Source organism: Paraburkholderia sp. (assembly GCF_047605525.1).
In the GTDB taxonomy this organism is placed as follows: domain Bacteria; phylum Pseudomonadota; class Gammaproteobacteria; order Burkholderiales; family Burkholderiaceae; genus Paraburkholderia.
In genome coordinates this window covers 1-16,602 of sequence record NZ_JASGFN010000033.1, presented here as the reverse complement: position 1 = coordinate 16,602, position 16,602 = coordinate 1, and the positions used below count along the sequence as shown (strand labels likewise).

14 protein-coding genes are annotated in these 16,602 nt (G+C 64.4%); all 14 read right to left on the bottom strand.

Annotation, left to right across the window (positions count from 1 at the left end; genetic code table 11):
* Positions 1-50: 50 nt before the first annotated feature.
* Entirely contained in the window at positions 51-650 is a 600-nt protein-coding gene (locus QM685_RS32780) for a TetR/AcrR family transcriptional regulator (protein WP_415123345.1), read from the bottom strand.
* Between the two features lie 245 nt (positions 651-895).
* On the bottom strand, positions 896-2,155 hold the full coding sequence (clsB, locus tag QM685_RS32775) for a cardiolipin synthase ClsB (RefSeq protein WP_415123342.1): 1,260 nt from the start codon (positions 2,153-2,155) through the stop codon (positions 896-898).
* The gene (gene nudB / locus QM685_RS32770; protein WP_415123340.1) at positions 2,152-2,691 is read right to left on the bottom strand and encodes a dihydroneopterin triphosphate diphosphatase; all 540 of its coding nucleotides are present in this window, start codon (positions 2,689-2,691) and stop codon (positions 2,152-2,154) included. Before nudB ends, clsB begins: the two co-directional genes overlap by 4 nt.
* A 224-nt stretch (positions 2,692-2,915) precedes the next feature.
* Positions 2,916-4,715, bottom strand: coding sequence for an aspartate--tRNA ligase (gene aspS, locus QM685_RS32765; protein WP_415123338.1), 1,800 nt, complete (start codon positions 4,713-4,715; stop codon positions 2,916-2,918).
* A 75-nt stretch (positions 4,716-4,790) separates the two neighbouring features.
* Positions 4,791-5,447 (bottom strand): DUF502 domain-containing protein, encoded by a 657-nt coding sequence (locus tag QM685_RS32760; RefSeq protein WP_415123336.1) that lies wholly within the window; start codon positions 5,445-5,447, stop codon positions 4,791-4,793.
* Between the two features lie 75 nt (positions 5,448-5,522).
* Positions 5,523-5,846, bottom strand: coding sequence for an FmdB family zinc ribbon protein (locus tag QM685_RS32755; protein WP_415123334.1), 324 nt, complete (start codon positions 5,844-5,846; stop codon positions 5,523-5,525).
* 202 nt (positions 5,847-6,048) lie between these two features.
* Positions 6,049-6,672 carry a methyltransferase domain-containing protein gene (locus QM685_RS32750; protein WP_415123332.1) on the bottom strand — a complete coding sequence of 208 codons (624 nt, stop codon included), beginning with the start codon at positions 6,670-6,672 and terminating at the stop codon, positions 6,049-6,051.
* 24 nt (positions 6,673-6,696) lie between these two features.
* Positions 6,697-8,274: a ubiquinone biosynthesis regulatory protein kinase UbiB gene (ubiB, locus tag QM685_RS32745; protein WP_415123330.1), complete on the bottom strand. Its 1,578-nt coding sequence runs from the start codon at positions 8,272-8,274 to the stop codon at positions 6,697-6,699.
* Between the two features lie 15 nt (positions 8,275-8,289).
* Entirely contained in the window at positions 8,290-8,934 is a 645-nt protein-coding gene (locus QM685_RS32740; protein WP_415123328.1) for an SCP2 domain-containing protein, read from the bottom strand.
* A 162-nt stretch (positions 8,935-9,096) separates the two neighbouring features.
* Positions 9,097-10,098, bottom strand: a complete 1,002-nt coding sequence (locus tag QM685_RS32735; RefSeq protein ID WP_415123326.1) for a Tim44 domain-containing protein — start codon at positions 10,096-10,098, stop codon at positions 9,097-9,099.
* Between the two features lie 37 nt (positions 10,099-10,135).
* Complete coding sequence (gene ubiE / locus QM685_RS32730) at positions 10,136-10,867, bottom strand: bifunctional demethylmenaquinone methyltransferase/2-methoxy-6-polyprenyl-1,4-benzoquinol methylase UbiE (protein WP_415123324.1); 732 nt, start codon at positions 10,865-10,867, stop codon at positions 10,136-10,138.
* A gap of 69 nt (positions 10,868-10,936) precedes the next feature.
* On the bottom strand, positions 10,937-11,350 hold the full coding sequence (locus tag QM685_RS32725; RefSeq protein WP_415123322.1) for a gamma-butyrobetaine hydroxylase-like domain-containing protein: 414 nt from the start codon (positions 11,348-11,350) through the stop codon (positions 10,937-10,939).
* Positions 11,351-11,430: 80 nt separating this feature from the next.
* Positions 11,431-11,859, bottom strand: a complete 429-nt coding sequence (locus tag QM685_RS32720; protein WP_415123320.1) for an HIT family protein — start codon at positions 11,857-11,859, stop codon at positions 11,431-11,433.
* 33 nt (positions 11,860-11,892) lie between these two features.
* Positions 11,893-15,999, bottom strand: coding sequence for a DUF3683 domain-containing protein (locus tag QM685_RS32715; RefSeq protein ID WP_415123318.1), 4,107 nt, complete (start codon positions 15,997-15,999; stop codon positions 11,893-11,895).
* Positions 16,000-16,602: the final 603 nt, after the last annotated feature.

Genomic DNA, 16,602 nt, shown 5'->3' with positions numbered 1-16,602 from the left:
GTGAACGGACTTTCTGCGCCGCGCGTTTCCGGTGAATGCCGGCGACGCCGCTAACGGCTTTCGCTCTGATACGAATCAATCAGTTTTTCCAGCGCGGCCCACGTGAGACGCACCGCATCCGGCAGATGCAGGAAGCGCGCGTCATGATGCAGGCCGAGCGTGACGCTATACAGTTCGAACAGCATCAGCTGCGGATCGGTATCGGCGCGCAGATGCCCTTCTCCCATCGCCTGCGAAATCGCGCGCGTGAGCGCCGCACGCCACATCGTTACGCTCGACACCAGTTGCTCGCGCACCGGGCTGTCCGCGCGGTCGTCGTATTCGACGGCGCCGCTGATGTAGATGCAGCCGGTCGTGACTTCCTGGATGCGTTTCTCGATCCAGCGGGAAATCATCGCGCGCAAGCGCGGCAGACCGCGCGGCTCGCGCAGGCTCGGGTAGAACACCTCGTCTTCGAAACGGCGGTGATATTCACGCACGACCTCGACCTGCAGATCCTCGCGCGACCCGAAATGCGCGAACACGCCGCTTTTGCTCATCTGCATGCGCTCGGCGAGCAGGCCGATGGTCAGACCTTCCAGTCCGTCACGGCTTGCCAGATCGAGTGCTGCATCGAGAATCGCGGCTCGCGTTTGTTCGCCTTTTCGCATAGCTGTTTTACCGTTCTAATGTGGCCAGAATTAAAATCGAACGGCCGTACTATTATTGAGTGCGGCCGTCCGCGAAACAAGGACTTTATTAGAAACCGGTTTCTAACCTGTTTCCAATTTCGCGGCTTTCGACAATCAGATCAATCTTATTTTTAGAGGCGTTTGTCTTGAATCGATGGTTGCCGATCGTCTCCGCTTGCCGCGGCTGGCCGACATGATGCAGCAAGCGCGGGCTCTGATGGAAGCTAGTCGTAGCCGCCCACCGTCAGCAGCTTCATTGCGACGCGGTAGCTCGTGTACGCGATCCAGCTGATCGCGCGCACACGGGCCGGGCGCGATTCGTAGTGTGCCTCGTCGATCGGGCGCGCGTCCGCGAACGCGCCGAGGATCGCCTCGCGCAGCCCGGCAATCGACGGGTCGTTCACGATCACCACGTTCGCTTCGTTGTTGAGCATCAGGCTGAGCGCATCAAGATTCGACGAGCCGACGGTGCCCCAGGTCGAATCGACCACCGCGACCTTGCCGTGCAACAGCGTCTTCTCGTACTCGGCGATCTGCACGCCCGCGCGCAGCAGCGCGTGATAGAGAAACGGCACCGCGTAATCGAGCGCCTTGAACTCCTTGCGCCCGATGATCAGCTTCACGGTCACCCCGCGCCGCGCCGCGAACACCAGCGCTCGGCGAAGCTTGCGCCCCGGCATGAAGTACGGATTGGCGAGCAGGATTTCGTGGCGCGCCTGGCCGATCGCGGCCAGATACGCCTTTTCGATCGCGCGGCGGTTGATGATGTTGTCGCGCGCGACGAACGCGACGCACGGCTCGCCGCCCGCCCACAGCTCCTCGTTGCGGCGCCGCCGGCGCCGCCGCAGGCTGCCGAGCGACGCGGCGTCGCGCGGCCCGAGGTCGGGCTTCATCGATTCGAGCGGCCGATGCCCGACGCGAATCCGGTGCCACTGCACCTTGAACGCGTCGCGCACGTCGGCGACCACCGGTCCGCGCAGCTCGACCGCGAAGTCCCAGCGCCGGTACGGCAGCTTCTCGCCGTTGTTCTCGTAATCGTCGACGATGTTGATGCCGCCGCAATACGCGTACTGATCGTCGATCACCGCAAGCTTGCGGTGCGTGCGCGAAAAGCCGAAGCGGCCGAACAGATGCGGGTTGTAGATTCGGTGCTCGATGCCGCCGGGCGGCCATTGCTCGAACATCTTCAGGCGCGCGGTGCCGATGCCGTCGGTAATCACGCGCACCTCGACGCCGCGCGCGGCCGCGCGCAGCAACGCGTCGCTGACCGCCTGGCCGGCTTCGTCGTCGCAGAAGATATAGGTTTCGAGAGCGACGCTGTGCCCCGCGGCGTCGATACGTCCGATCAGCGCATCGAAAAATTCATTGCCGGAGCGCAGCAGCCTGACCTCGTTGTTGCTGGTGAAGCGGTAGCGCTGCCAGTAACGGCGGCCGAGCAGCGTGTGCCGCAGCCGCGCGAAACGACCCGCGCCACCTCCGCTCACTGGCCACGCTCCCCGGCCTGCCGGCCGGTCCGTGGATCGGGCTGAAAATCGGGGGACGGATTGGTCGCGCGCGCGCCGAGCCGGCGCGGCAACTGCAGGATCGCGTCGGCATTCGACGACGAAAAGCAGCGCGACGCCGCTTCTTCATACGGCAGCCATAGATAGGCGGTGTGCTCGCGCGGCGCGAGCGTCACGTCGATCCGCTCGGACACCTGCAGGCTGAACCAGTGCTCGGTGTTGTGGATCACGCCTGCTTCATAGCGATGGCGGTATTCCGGGTAGATCTCGTATTCGATCGAATATTGCCAATCGAACAGCGCGCTTTGCGGCACCAGCGCGCCGCCGATCATGATGCCGGTTTCCTCGCCGACTTCGCGTATCGCCGTTTCGGCGAGCGGTTCGTCGAGCCGGTCTTTCGAGCCCGTCACCGACTGCCAGAACCCTGCATGATCGGCGCGTTCGAGCAACAGCACGTCGAGCGCGGGCGTGTGGATGACGACGAGCACGGACTGCGGAATTTTCGGCGGTTTCGGCATGGCGTAAGAACTGGGCGCGACGCGCGCGCGGTACATGTCGGATGACGGTCGAAAGGGTCTGGAAAGCAGTGGCTTCACTGTAACGCAAAAAATGAAAAAGGCGCTGGGGTGAAGTTCACCTCAGCGCCTTTTCGCTTCGCTTGCGCGGATTTTTGCGGCCGGCTGTGGCCGGTTTGTGGCCGCTTTGCGACTGTCCTGTCGCCGCCGGGTTCGTGGCCGCGGCTTTACGCCTTCGGTTCCGGCGTGCGCAGACGGATGTGCAGCTCGCGCAACTGGCGCTCGTCCACTTCGCTCGGCGCCTGCGTGAGCAGACACTGCGCGCGCTGCGTCTTCGGGAACGCGATCACGTCGCGGATCGAGTCGGCGCCGGCCATCATCGTGACGATGCGGTCCAGACCGAACGCGATACCGCCATGCGGCGGCGCGCCATATTGCAGCGCGTCGAGCAGGAAGCCGAACTTGGCCTGCGCTTCTTCCGCGTTGATCTTGAGCGCGCGGAACACCTTGCTCTGCACTTCCTCACGGTGGATACGCACCGAGCCGCCGCCGATTTCCCAGCCGTTCAGCACCATGTCGTAGGCCTTCGCGAGGCAGCGCGCCGGATCCGTCTCCAGGTGCTCGAGATGCTCGTCCTTCGGGCTCGTGAACGGGTGATGCGCGGCGACGTAGCGGTTGTCTTCCTCGTCGTATTCGAACATCGGGAAGTCGATCACCCACAGCGGCTTCCAGCCGGACTCGACCAGACCGTTGGCCTTGCCGAATTCCGAATGACCGATCTTCAGACGCAGCGCGCCCAGGCTGTCGTTCACGACCTTCGCGCGATCCGCCGCGAAGAAGATGATGTCGCCGTCTTGCGCGCCGGTGCGCTCGATGATCGCCTTCAGCGCCTCGTCGTGGAGGTTCTTCACGATCGGGCTTTGCAGACCGTCGCGGCCCTTCGCGACTTCGTTGACCTTGATCCACGCGAGACCCTTCGCGCCGTAGATGCGCACGAATTCCGTGTAGCTGTCGATGTCGCCGCGCGACAGCTCACCGCCCTTCGGCACGCGCAGCGCCGCGACACGGCCGTCCTTCGTGTTGGCCGGTGTGCTGAACACCTTGAAGTCAACGTCGCGCACCGCGTCCGTGAGCTCGGTGAATTCGAGCTTCACGCGCAGGTCCGGCTTGTCCGAACCGAAGCGGCGCATCGCTTCCGCGTATTCCATGACCGGGAATTTCGCGTCGAGCTCGACGCCGATCGTCGTGCGGAACACGTGACGGATCATCGCCTCGAACAGATCGCGGATTTCCTGCTCCGACAGGAACGAGGTTTCGCAGTCGATCTGGGTGAATTCCGGCTGACGGTCAGCGCGCAGGTCTTCGTCGCGGAAGCACTTGACGATCTGGTAGTAGCGGTCGAAGTTCGCGACCATCAGCAGTTGCTTGAACAACTGCGGCGACTGCGGCAGCGCGAAGAACTGACCCGGGTTCGTGCGCGACGGCACGAGATAGTCGCGCGCGCCTTCCGGCGTGCTCTTCGTGAGCATCGGCGTTTCGATGTCGATGAAGCCCTGCTCGTCGAGATACTTGCGCACTTCGATCGCGACGCGATAGCGCAGACGCAGGTTGTGCTGCATCTGCGGGCGGCGCAGGTCGAGCACGCGGTGCGTGAGGCGCGTGGTTTCCGACAGGTTGTCGTCGTCGAGCTGGAACGGCGGCGTGATCGACGCGTTCAGCACGATCAGCTCGTGGCACAGCACTTCGATCTTGCCGCTCTTCAGCGCGGCATTGGTCGTGCCTTCCGGGCGGTTGCGCACGACACCCTTGATCTGCAGGCAGAACTCGTTGCGCACGCCTTCGGCGGCCTTGAACATCTCCGCGCGGTCCGGGTCGCAGACGACCTGAACGAGCCCTTCGCGATCACGCAGGTCGATGAAGATGACGCCGCCGTGGTCGCGGCGGCGGCTTACCCAGCCGCACAGCGAGACGGATTGGCCCAGCAGTTCTTCGGTCACCAGACCGCAGTATTCAGATCTCATCGACATGATGTTTGACTTTCGTTTTGCATTGGTTGAACGGCGCGCCGCAGATGATCCTGCATGAAGCGTTGCGCGCCGGCATTACAGCGGAGGCTCGACGGTCGTGCGGCGCACCGGCGCCGGCGGTGGCGCGGACGGCGCCACGACGCCCATCGAGACGATGTACTTGAGCGCAGCGTCGACTGTCATGTCGAGCTCGATCACTTCGCTTTTCGGCACCATCAGGAAGAAGCCGGACGTGGGGTTCGGCGTCGTCGGCACGTAGACGCTGACGTAGTCTTCTTTCAGGTGGTTGACCACGTCGCCACCCGGAACGCCGGTCAGAAACGCGATCGTATAGGAACCGCGGCGCGGATATTCGATCAGCAGCGCCTTGCGGAATGCGTTACCGCTGCTCGACAGCAGCGTGTCGGATACCTGTTTGACGCTCGTGTAAAGCGGGCCGACCACCGGGATGTGCGCGACCAGCAGTTCCCACCACTTCACGAGCTTCTGCCCAACGAAGTTCTGCGTCAACAGTCCGACGACAAAGATGAACGCGAGCGTGAGCACCGCGCCGAGACCGGGCAGGCGATAGCCGATCGCGCGTTCCGGCTGCCAAGAGGTGGGCAGCAGCAATAGCGTCTGGTCCATCGTGCCGATGATCAGACCGAGCACCCACAGTGTGATGGCCAGAGGCACCAGCACCAGCAGGCCGGTCAGGAACACCGATTTGAGCGTCGTTTTTTTCGTCGTCATGTGTACCGCCAGAAAGCCGCGCGGGCCGAAGCCCGACGCGCGGTAGATACGCCGCCCGCGAGGGCGGCAGTCCCACTAGGCGCTGCCGGAGCCGCTCGTACCCGCCGGGGCGGCCGGGGCGGCGGATGTGGCCGCCGGCGTGGCCGGAGCCGCTGGCGCCGCGGCCGGAGCCGCCTCGGATTTCGCTTCCGGCGTGGCCGGGGCGCTCGTGCCGCTGTTGCCACGAAAATCGGTCACGTACCAGCCGGAGCCTTTCAACTGGAAGCCGGCCGCGGTGACCTGCTTGCTAAAGGTGTCTTTTCCGCACGCGGGACACTGCGTCAACTGGGGGTCGCTCATCTTCTGGAGCACGTCCTTCCCGAAACCGCATGACCCGCAACGATAAGCGTAGATCGGCATGATCTTTTCCCTACTCCAAATTCCCTGCTGAAATCGTGTAAACGCTTGCAAAGCCTTGAATTATAGCCGCAAACGATGGCCGTTCCCCGGATTTCGGGGAAGCGGACGCGCGACGCGACCGCCATCGCGTCAAATGGGGACGGCCCATGAAACTGTCAAGGCCGGCCGGCGTGGCGCGGTGCGCCGTGACATGACGGCGCCGTTACGCGCGACGCCGCCAGATGAGCCAGCGCTCACGCCCGGTGAAGACAGCGATCGAATCGGCCACCGCTTCGTCTTCGATCAGATCGAAGTACGGCGTGAGGAGCGCGTCGAGTTCGCCACGCTCGATACCGAACGGCGGCCCCTTCGGCGTCGCGCCGAAAAAAAAGAAGCCCGCGAGCACCGCGCCGGGCGGCAGCAATTCGGCCATCCGTTGCACATAGTCGGCGCGCCGCGCCGGCGGCAGCGCGCAGAAAAACGCGCGCTCATAAATCCACGCCGGCGTGAAGGGCGGCTCATACGTGAAGAAATCCGCCTGCTCGACCAGTTGCGCGTGCTGCGGGCCGAGCTGCTCGCGCGCCGCCGCGACGGCGGCCGGCGAGAAGTCGATCGCGCGGACCGGATTGCCCTGCCGCGCGAGCCACACCGCTTCGTATGCGCTGCCGCAGCCCGGAATCAGCACCGCCGCGCCGCGGTGTCGTTCGGCGAACGCATGAAACGCAGCCGGTACACCCGCCTGATCCCACGGCATGAAGTGACGCTCGAAGCGTTCGTCCCAGAACTCGGGCGAGTTGGGGTCACGGGTCGCGAAATCGGGCGCGGAGGGTTGGGTCGGATCGCTCATCGATTGCCTCGTACAGGTTGGCACTCAGCCGCCATAAGCAAGCACCAGAAACGCCCGCGCGAGCACCGCGCCGACGCCGACCGCCACGCCGAACAGCAGCAGGCCTTGCAGCAGACGGTTGGTGCGCTTCTGCTCGAGCAGAATCTGGCGGATCACATCGTCGTTCGCGCCGCCGCCCGAATGATGGCGCTCGGCGAGCGCGTAATGGATGAGACGCGGCAACTGCGGCAGCGTCTTGCTCCACTGCGGCGCCTCGATCTTCAGGCGCTCGTACCAGCCGCGCAGGCCGATCTGCTCGTTCATCCAGCGCTCGAGGTAAGGCTTCGCGGTCTTCCACAGATCCAGCTCCGGATCGAGCGAACGGCCGAGACCTTCCACGTTCAGCATGGTCTTTTGCAGCAGCACGAGCTGCGGCTGGATTTCGACGTTGAAGCGGCGCGACGTCGAGAACAGGCGCATCAGCACCTGGCCGAGCGAAATATCCTTCAGCGCGCGGTCGAAATAGGGCTCGCAAACCGCGCGGATCGCGCTTTCGAGCTCCTCGACGCGCGTGGTCGGCGGCACCCACCCCGACTCCAGATGCAGCGTCGCGACGCGATGATAGTCGCGCTTGAAGAACGCGAGGAAGTTCTGCGCGAGGTAGTTTTTGTCGAAGTCTGACAGCGCGCCGATGATGCCGAAGTCGAGCGCGATATAGCGGCCGAAGTGCGCCGGATCGAGGCTCACCTGGATGTTGCCCGGATGCATGTCGGCGTGGAAAAAGCCGTCGCGGAACACCTGGGTGAAGAAAATTTCGACGCCCTCACGCGCGAGCTTCGGAATATCGACGCCGGCCGCGCGCAGCGTATCGACCTGGCTGATCGGCACGCCGACCATGCGCTCCATCACCAGCACCGTGGGCGTGCAGAACTCCCAGTACATCTCCGGCACGAGCAGCAGATCGAGCCCCTGGAAGTTGCGCCGCAACTGGCTGCCGTTGGCGGCCTCGCGCATCAGGTCGAGTTCGTCGTGCAGGTATTTGTCGAATTCGGCGACCACCTCGCGCGGCTTCAGGCGCTTGCCGTCGGCCCACAGGCGCTCGGCCCACACGGCGATGTCGCGCAGCAGCGCGAGGTCGGAATCGATCACCGGCAGCATGTTCGGGCGCAACACTTTCACCGCCACGGCCTTACCCGCGTGCTGACCGGCCTTCACCTTCGCGAAGTGCACCTGCGCGATCGACGCACTCGCGACCGGCACCCGCTCGAAATCGTCGAACAGCACATCGACCGGCGCGCCGAGCGACTTCTCGACGAGCGCGATCGCGACCGCCGAATCGAACGGCGGCACCTGGTCCTGCAGCTTCGCGAGTTCGTTGGCGATGTCGACCGGCAGCAGATCACGCCGCGTCGACAATACCTGGCCGAACTTGACGAAGATCGGCCCGAGGCTTTCGAGCGCGAGGCGCAGACGGACGCCCGGCGGCGCATCGAACTTGCGGCCGAGCGTGGTGATACGCAACAGCAGACGCACGCGCCGGTCGTTGATACGGCTCAGCATCATTTCGTCGAGGCCGAAGCGGATGACCGTGAAAAATATCTTGAGAAAACGCAGAAAACGCATGACTGGACCCGGTGACTAGCGCGTGCCGCGCGACGTAGCGGCGCCGCCCGGCGCATGCGCGCCGCGGGCTTCGACCTTCTGTTCAAGACGTTCGATGCGCTTCTCGACGCGCGCCAGCGAATCACGCGCACGGGCCAGTTCGGCATTGAAGTCCGCGAGCGCGGTGCGGCGCACCAGTTGCGGATTCTCATCGAGCAGATACTCGGCCGCGGTGTCGAGCAGATTGCGGCCGGTGCGCTGCACGTGCTCGCCGACCGAGCGCACGACCGATGCGATGCGCCAGGCGGGCCCGTCGCCGATCAGCTTCGCGAGATCTTCCTCCGGCTCCCAGCGCAAATGCTCGGCGAGCTTCGCGATCACGGTCGCGAACTCGGCGTCGCCCTCGATCTTCACGTGCTTCATCACGACGGCCTGGCCGCCTTGCATGAAAGCCGGCAGCGCATCGGACGGCACCGCAATCGTCACGTCGAACTGATGCGCGTCGGCTTCGCCGATCGTGCCGAGATAGCCGTCCGGCTGCACGAGCAGCGCGAGGACAACCGGTGGACATGACAGACGGGCGGTCTTGCCCGCATAGGGGGCGAGGCGCTCACGTGCCCACGATTCGCGGGCGAGCAGATGATTGACGGCAGCAGCGAAGGGCTTGGCGGCGAGGGTCATCGAAAGTGGCAAGAAAAAACCCGCGCGAGCAAGGTGCTTGCGCGGGCTCCTATTGTAACGTCCGTTCGCTTCGCGGCCCCCTCTGCCGAACGGCCTATGCGATGTGCAAAATCAGCGTCGCGCGGGCTTTCCGGGACAAGCCTCGCGCGGCGCTTCAGCAAGTCAGTGCTGCTCGACCTGCTGGATACCGGCGAGCAACCAGCCTTCGCCCGGACGGTTCGCCTTCGACAGATTCCAGACCTCGACGAACGGCTCGGCCGCCGCGCCCGGCTCCTCGCGGATCAGGCCGGAGAAGCGCACGCTCGCGAAGTATTCGTTCGCGCGCTCCTCGACCCCGAGCAGCTCGGCGTTCAACTGCACCACGTCGGTCTGGTTCGGCTGGGTGCCGCGCGACGCCAGATCGACGCGCACTTCGGCGAACATCTCCGGCGTCGTGAATTCGCGGATGTCCTCGACGTTGCCGACGTCCCACGCGGCCTGCAGGCGCACGAAGTACACCTTCGCGTTGCGCAGGAACGCTTCCGAATCGAAGCCGGCCGGCACCGACGGCGCCGCGCCGACAGACGGCGTGGTCAACGGATTGCCTTGCGGTTCGAGGTACGAGCCGGTGGGCGGCGCGCTGTAGCGCGGCTCCTGCGTGTAACCGGTGCTGTTCGTGTTCAGCGACGGCGCCGTGCCGGCATACGCGGGCTGCGTCGCATCGCGCTTGCGGCCGGTGAAGCGGCGGATCAGCCAGATCACGACCATCGCGATCAACGCGATCACGATCACATTGGCGAACATGCCGGCGAACGCTTCGCCGAGACCGAAGTGCGACAACAATGCAGCGATGCCGAGACCGGCCGCGAGACCCGCGATCGGCCCGAGCCAGCGGTTGCGGTTCGGCGCAGTGGCCGGCGCGGCCGGCGTGGGCGCCGGCTGTGCCCGTTGCTGCTGCATCGTCTGATTGTTCTGCGCCGGTTGCGACGGCGGCGGTGCCTGGCGTTGCTGCTGCAGGCTATTCGACTGACGGCCGAAACTGCGGCCACCGCCCATGCGGCGGGCTTCGGCGTCGAGAGAAGCAAGCGTGCCGGCCATCAGCAGACCGACCATTGCGATCAGTCCGATTCTTCTCGCCAGCAACCCTTTAACCTTACGAGCAGATAACAAACCTGAATCGGACATTTCGAACTTTCCTTTAAAAATCGATGGGTTAGGGTCCCTAGTATTTGGTCCCCACATGTAAAGCTACCACGCCAGCTGACAAATTGTAATATTTGACGCCGTCGAGGCCGGCTTGTTCCATCATTGTTTTTAAAGTTTCCTGATCCGGATGCATGCGGATCGATTCCGCCAGATACTGGTAGCTATCCGCGTCTTTTGCGAAGCGTTCGCCAAGCCACGGCAACACCTTGAACGAATACAGGTCGTAGACTTTCTTCAGCGGATCCCACACCTTCGAGAATTCCAGCACGAGCAGGCGGCCGGCCGGCTTCAGCACGCGGCGCATTTCCGCGAGCGCGAGGTCCTTGTGCGTCATGTTGCGCAGGCCGAAAGCGACCGTCACCACGTCGAAGTAGTTGTCCGGAAACGGGATTTTCTCGGCGTCGCACAACAGCGTCGGCGTGATGATCCCTTTGTCGAGCAGCCGGTCACGGCCCACGCGCAGCATCGATTCGTTGATGTCGGTATGCCAGACTTCGCCCGTCTCGCCCGCCTGTTTCGCGAACGCTTTCGACAGGTCGCCCGTGCCGCCCGCGATGTCGAGCACCTTGTAGCCCGGCCGCACGTTGGCCTGGGCGATCGTGAACAGCTTCCACGCCCGGTGCAATCCGCCCGACATCAGGTCGTTCATCAAGTCGTAGTTGGCGGCCACCGAGTGGAACACACCCGCCACCTTCTGCGCCTTGTCCTGTTCGTCGACCGATTGAAAGCCGAAGTGGGTTTTGCTCATCGCGCTCGTTCCTTTCGCGTGTTCTTGAATGGTTGCGCCGCTCGAGCGGCGTTCGGGGGGCGAATCGTATCAGTGACAGTGGCCGTGCGCAGCGGCGGCAGGCACCATCGGCGTGTCGCGGTCGATGCCGGCCGCGGCCAGTCTGGCGAGATACGCGCGCCAGAGCTCATCCTGGCGCACCGCCATGTCGTACAGCAGGTCCCACGAATAGATACCGGTCGAATGCCCGTCGGAGAAAGTCGGCTGCAGCGCGTAATTGCCGACGCCTTCGATCATCGTGATCGTCACGTCGCGCTTGCCGGTCTGCAAGGTTTCCTGGCCGGGCCCGTGGCCCTGCACTTCCGCCGACGGCGAATACACGCGCAGCAACTCGAACGGCAGGCGATACGATTCGCCGTTTGCGTATTGCAATTCGAGCACGCGCGACTTCGAATGCACGACCACGCCGGTCGGCACCGGAGTCTCGGGAGTCAATCCGCTCATGTTGGCCTCATAAGATAACGCCGGGGCGCCATCATTTTCGCCCCGTTGGGAGCCCGGCGCGCAGCGGCAGATCAGGGCCCTCAGCCCAGAGCCTGCCCGATTTCCTGCCGCACCGCTTCGCGCAGCAGCGTTGCCTGCGCGCGGCGCGACGACAGCATCGCTTCGGACACCGTGCGCTGGCGCGGCGCCCAGATCGGCAGGGGAAAATGAGCGTCGTTCGAATAACGCGGAATCACGTGCCAATGCACGTGCGGCACCTGGTTGCCCAAGCTCGCCAGGTTGACCTTGGCCGGCTGCAGCACGCGCCGGATCGCGCGCTCGACCGCGTACACGGCCTTCATCACGCGATCACGCTCGCCGGTGGAGAGATCCGAAAACTCGGCGACGTGCGCGTTCCAGATCACCCGGCAAAAGCCCGGGTAATCGTGTTCGTCGGCGAGGACGACCCGCAGGGAGTCGTCCTGCCACAGCACATCGCCGCCGTCTTCACGGCAAAAAACGCAGTCCATCGTCGTCCTCGGCAAAAATCGTCGGTCGTGCCATTAAACCAGCACGCGCTCGATTCCGCCATTGTTCGCCCGTTGAACGTAGTCCGCCATCCAGTTCTCACCCAGCACGTGGCGTGCCATCTCGACGACGATGTAATCCGCCTCGGTGTTCGCATCCTCGTTGTAGCGCGACAGCCCTTGCAGGCAGGACGGGCAGCTCGTCAGGATCTTCACGTCGGTCGCGCCCGCGTTTGCGTGAGTCGGCTGCGGACCGTCGCCGGCTTTCAGCACGGAACCGTTCGGCGCGCCCGCGGCGCCGGCCGATGCATTGGCCGGATTGATCGCGTTCGCGCCCGCTTCGGCCACGAGCGGGATACCGCGCAGCTTCGCCGCACCCTTGCGGATTTCCTCTTCCTTGCGGAAGCGCACCTGCGTCGACACATCGGGACGCGTAACCGCGAGCGTGCCCGATTCGCCGCAGCAGCGATCGTTCTTCTCGATCTTGTAGCCGTCGTGTTCCGAGCCCATCAACTGATTGACGAGCTTGACCGGGTCGATCGTCTTGATCGGCGAATGGCACGGGTCGTGGTACATGTAGCGCACGCCGTTCACGCCGTCGAGCTTGATGCCCTTCTCGAGCAGGTACTCATGAATGTCGATGATCCGGCAACCGGGGAAGATCTTGTCGAATTCATAACCGGCGAGCTGGTCGTAGCAGGTGCCGCACGACACCACCACGGTCTTGATGTCGAGATAGTTCAGCGTATTCGCGACGCGGTGGAACAGCACCCGGTTGTCGGTGACGATCTGCTCGGCCTTGTCGTACTGGCCCGAGCCGCGCTGCGGATAGCCGCAGCACAGGTAGCCCGGCGGCAGCACGGTCTGCACGCCCGCTTCCCACAGCATCGCCTGGGTCGCGAGACCGACCTGCGAAAACAGCCGCTCGGAGCCGCAGCCGGGGAAGTAGAACACCGCTTCCGTATCGGACGTGGTCGTCTTCGGATTGCGGATGATCGGGACGATCTTGTTGTCCTCGATGTCGAGCAACGCGCGCGCGGTCTTCTTCGGCAGGTTGCCCGGCATCTTCTTGTTCATGAAGTGGATCACCTGCTGCGTGACCACCGGCTTGCCGACGGTGGCCGGCGGATGCGCGGTCTGCTTCTTCGCGAACTTCTTCAGCACCTCGTTGCCGAGCCGCTGCGCCTTGTAGCCGACGCCCATCATCGCGGTGCGCGCGAGGTTGATGGTCTGCGGGTTGGTCGCGTTCAGGAAGAACATGCCGGCCGCGTTGCCCGGATTGAACTTCTTCTTGCCCATCTTGCGCAGCAGGTTGCGCATGTTCATCGTCACGTCGCCGAAGTCGATCTTCACCGGGCACGGCGTCACGCACTTGTGGCAGACGGTGCAGTGATCGGCGACGTCGTTGAATTCGTCCCAGTGCTTGATCGACACGCCGCGGCGCGTCTGTTCCTCGTACAGGAACGCCTCGACCAGCAGGGACGTGGCGAGAATCTTGTTGCGCGGGCTGTACAGCAGGTTCGCGCGCGGCACGTGGGTCGCGCAGACCGGCTTGCACTTGCCGCAGCGCAGGCAGTCCTTGATCGATTCGGAAATCGCGCCGATATCGGACTGCTGCATGATCAGCGATTCGTAGCCCATCAGGCCGAAGCTCGGCGTGTACGCATTGCGCAGGTCCGCGCCTTCGAGCAGCTTGCCCGCGTTGAAGCGGCCGTGCGGATCGACGCGCTGCTTGTACTTGCGGAATTCGCCGATCTCGTCGTCGGTCAGGAATTCGAGCTTCGTGATGCCGATGCCGTGCTCGCCGGAGATCACGCCGTCGAGCGAACGCGCGAGCTTCATGATGCGCGCGACCGCCGTGTGCGCGTCCTGCAGCATCTCGTAGTTGTCGGAGTTGACCGGCAGGTTCGTGTGCACGTTGCCGTCGCCCGCGTGCATATGCAGCGCGACGAATACGCGGCCGCGCAGCACCTGCTTGTGGATCGCCTGGGCTTCGTCGAGGATCGGCTTGAATTCGCCGCCGTTGAAGATCTGCCGCAATTCGGCGCGGATTTCCTGCTTCCAGGACACGCGCAGCGTGCGGTCCTGCGCGAGATGGAACACGGTGGCGTCCGGCTGCGCGTCGACGCGGTCGGCGAACTTCTCGGCGAGCGATTCGTAGCCGAGACCGACCAGGTAATGCTGCGCCTCGCGCAGCGACAGGTCGAGCCTGTCGCGCAGGAATTCCCAGCGCGCGCGCACGCGCACGAGCAGATCGAGCGCCTGCTGCACGCGGTCTTCGAGCAGTTCGGCGCTCGGGATTTCGTTGGCGTCGTCGCTCTTGCCGAGCGGCAGCTTGCCTGCCTTGAAGAACGCTTCGAGCGCGTCGACCAGTTGCAGCTTGTTCTTGATCGACAGCTCGATGTTGATGCGCTCGATGCCGTCCGTGTACTCGCCCATGCGATCGAGCGGAATCACGACGTCTTCGTTGATCTTGAACGCGTTGGTGTGCTTCGCGATCGCGGCGGTGCGGCTGCGGTCGAGCCAGAAGCGCTTGCGCGCCTCGGCGCTGACCGCGACGAAGCCTTCGCCGCTCTTGCCGTTGGCCATGCGCACCACTTCCGAGGTGGCCTGCGCGACCGCGTCGGCATCGTTACCGACGATGTCGCCGATCAGCACCATCTTCGGAAACGCGTTGCGCTTGCTCTTGGTCGCGTAGCCGACCGCGCGCAGATAGCGCTCGTCCAGATGCTCGAGGCCCGCGAGAATCGCGCCGCCCTGGCGCGACGTTTCGAACAGGTAGTCCTTGATTTCGACGATGCTCGGAATCGCCTCGCGCGCCTGGCCGAAGAATTCCAGACACACGGTGCGGGTATGCGCGGGCATCTTGTGCAGCACCCAGCGCGCGGACGTGATAAGCCCGTCGCAGCCTTCCTTCTGCACGCCCGGCAGACCGGCGAGGAACTTGTCGGTGACGTCCTTGCCGAGGCCTTCCTTGCGGAACACGCGGCCCTTGATGTCCAGCGATTCGTGGCGCAGCAGCTTCTCGCCCGGCGCGTAGTTGCCGTCGAACCACTTGAGCTCGAAGCGCGCGACTTCGATGTCGTGAATCTTGCCGAGGTTGTGGTCGAGGCGCGTGACTTCGAGCCAGTTCCCTTCCGGGTCGACCATCCGCCACCACGCGAGGTTGTCAAGCGCGGTGCCCCACAGCACCGCCTTCTTGCCGCCCGCGTTCATCGCGATGTTGCCGCCGACGCAGGACGCGTCGAGCGAAGTCGGGTCGACCGCGAACACGAAGCCAGCCTGCTCGGCCGCCTCGGTCACACGGCGCGTGACGACGCCCGCGCCGGAGAAGATCGTCGCGACCTTGCGATCGACGCCCGGCAGTTCGGTCATCTCGACCGCGCCGAGCTGTTCGAGCTTCTCGGTATTGATGACGGCCGAGAACGGCGTGAGCGGCACCGCGCCGCCCGTGTAGCCGGTGCCGCCGCCACGCGGGATCACGGTGAGTCCCAACTCGAAGCAGGCCTTGATCAGGCCGGCGATCTCGAACTCGGTATCCGGCGTCAGCACGACGAACGGATACTCGACGCGCCAGTCGGTCGCGTCGGTCACGTGCGCGACACGCGACAGACCGTCGAACTTGATGTTGTCCTTTTCCGTGACCTTGCCGAGCACGCGGATCGCGCGACGGCGTAGATCGTAGGTCTTCTGGAATTCGCTCGCGAATTCGTCGATCGCGCGGCGCGCGGCCTGCACGAGCTTTTCGACGCGCGCGGCGCGCCCGATGCCGGCTTCGTCGCCGTGTTCGCGCAGATCGGCGCGGCGGCGCTTTTCGATTTCGGCGAGCCGGTGATTGAGCGCCTCGATCAGCATCGCGCGGCGCTTCGGATTGTCGAGCAGATCGTCCTGCAGATACGGATTGCGGCGCACGACCCAGATGTCGCCGAGCACTTCGTACAGCATCCGTGCCGAGCGGCCGGTGCGGCGCTCGGTGCGCAATTCGGCGAGCGCGTCCCACGCGTCGTTGCCGAGCAGACGGATGACGATTTCGCGGTCGGAGAACGACGTGTAGTTATAGGGAATTTCGCGCAGACGCGCTTCGGGATCGGCAGCCACCGCAGCGGCGGCGCCGTGCGGATCGAAAACTTGAGGTGCGTTCATGTTTTGGACGACTCGGTAGGTCAACCGGGCGCGCTCGTCGCGAGGCGCCGGCTGACGATGCGCGTGGGGCGCAATGTCTGGAAATCTTCTGGGGGAGCGAGCACGGCCGGCGGTCTACTCACGTCGGTCGCTTCGCGGCGCTCAGAGGCAGCTACACGATCGTGCGTGACGGACATGACGCTCCGCCGCGGGACGAGATTCGCGCGAGACGGGCATCAAGTGGGCGCTCCGAGGCTGCCAGTGCATCTTCCGATCCTTATTCCAAAACGGAATTCTACCGCATGATTCCGCCATGCGTTGACGGCGGAAATGGGGATGACGACGGGGGTTCGGGCGTTTTTGGAGTGAATCGGCGGGTATTTCGCAGGCGGCTTATTTGCCGACCGGACGGTCGGGTTGATTTCGGTCGCAGGCGGACGAAACGCTCGCACGAGGCGCGCCGCACGGCCTGGGCGGAACGCCCGGAAAGGCCAGAGCGGGCACCGTTGGCGCTATCATTGACCCTTTCCCGTCTCATACAGCGCACCGCGCCATCCGCATGGCTTCCCACGACTACCTGAAAAAGACCCTGACCGCGCGCGTCTACGACGTGGCGCGCGAGAC

What these genes read in the sequence shown, in the direction of transcription:
- QM685_RS32780 (WP_415123345.1), bottom strand. Translation starts at nt 650, where the DNA reads ATGCGAAAAGGCGAACAAACGCGAGCCGCGATTCTCGATGCAGCACTC.
- nudB (WP_415123340.1), bottom strand. Translation starts at nt 2,691, where the DNA reads ATGCCGAAACCGCCGAAAATTCCGCAGTCCGTGCTCGTCGTCATCCAC.
- aspS (WP_415123338.1), bottom strand. Translation starts at nt 4,715, where the DNA reads ATGTCGATGAGATCTGAATACTGCGGTCTGGTGACCGAAGAACTGCTG.
- QM685_RS32760 (WP_415123336.1), bottom strand. Translation starts at nt 5,447, where the DNA reads ATGACGACGAAAAAAACGACGCTCAAATCGGTGTTCCTGACCGGCCTG.
- QM685_RS32755 (WP_415123334.1), bottom strand. Translation starts at nt 5,846, where the DNA reads ATGCCGATCTACGCTTATCGTTGCGGGTCATGCGGTTTCGGGAAGGAC.
- QM685_RS32750 (WP_415123332.1), bottom strand. Translation starts at nt 6,672, where the DNA reads ATGAGCGATCCGACCCAACCCTCCGCGCCCGATTTCGCGACCCGTGAC.
- ubiB (WP_415123330.1), bottom strand. Translation starts at nt 8,274, where the DNA reads ATGCGTTTTCTGCGTTTTCTCAAGATATTTTTCACGGTCATCCGCTTC.
- QM685_RS32740 (WP_415123328.1), bottom strand. Translation starts at nt 8,934, where the DNA reads ATGACCCTCGCCGCCAAGCCCTTCGCTGCTGCCGTCAATCATCTGCTC.
- QM685_RS32735 (WP_415123326.1), bottom strand. Translation starts at nt 10,098, where the DNA reads ATGTCCGATTCAGGTTTGTTATCTGCTCGTAAGGTTAAAGGGTTGCTG.
- ubiE (WP_415123324.1), bottom strand. Translation starts at nt 10,867, where the DNA reads ATGAGCAAAACCCACTTCGGCTTTCAATCGGTCGACGAACAGGACAAG.
- QM685_RS32725 (WP_415123322.1), bottom strand. Translation starts at nt 11,350, where the DNA reads ATGAGCGGATTGACTCCCGAGACTCCGGTGCCGACCGGCGTGGTCGTG.
- QM685_RS32720 (WP_415123320.1), bottom strand. Translation starts at nt 11,859, where the DNA reads ATGGACTGCGTTTTTTGCCGTGAAGACGGCGGCGATGTGCTGTGGCAG.
- QM685_RS32715 (WP_415123318.1), bottom strand. Translation starts at nt 15,999, where the DNA reads ATGAACGCACCTCAAGTTTTCGATCCGCACGGCGCCGCCGCTGCGGTG.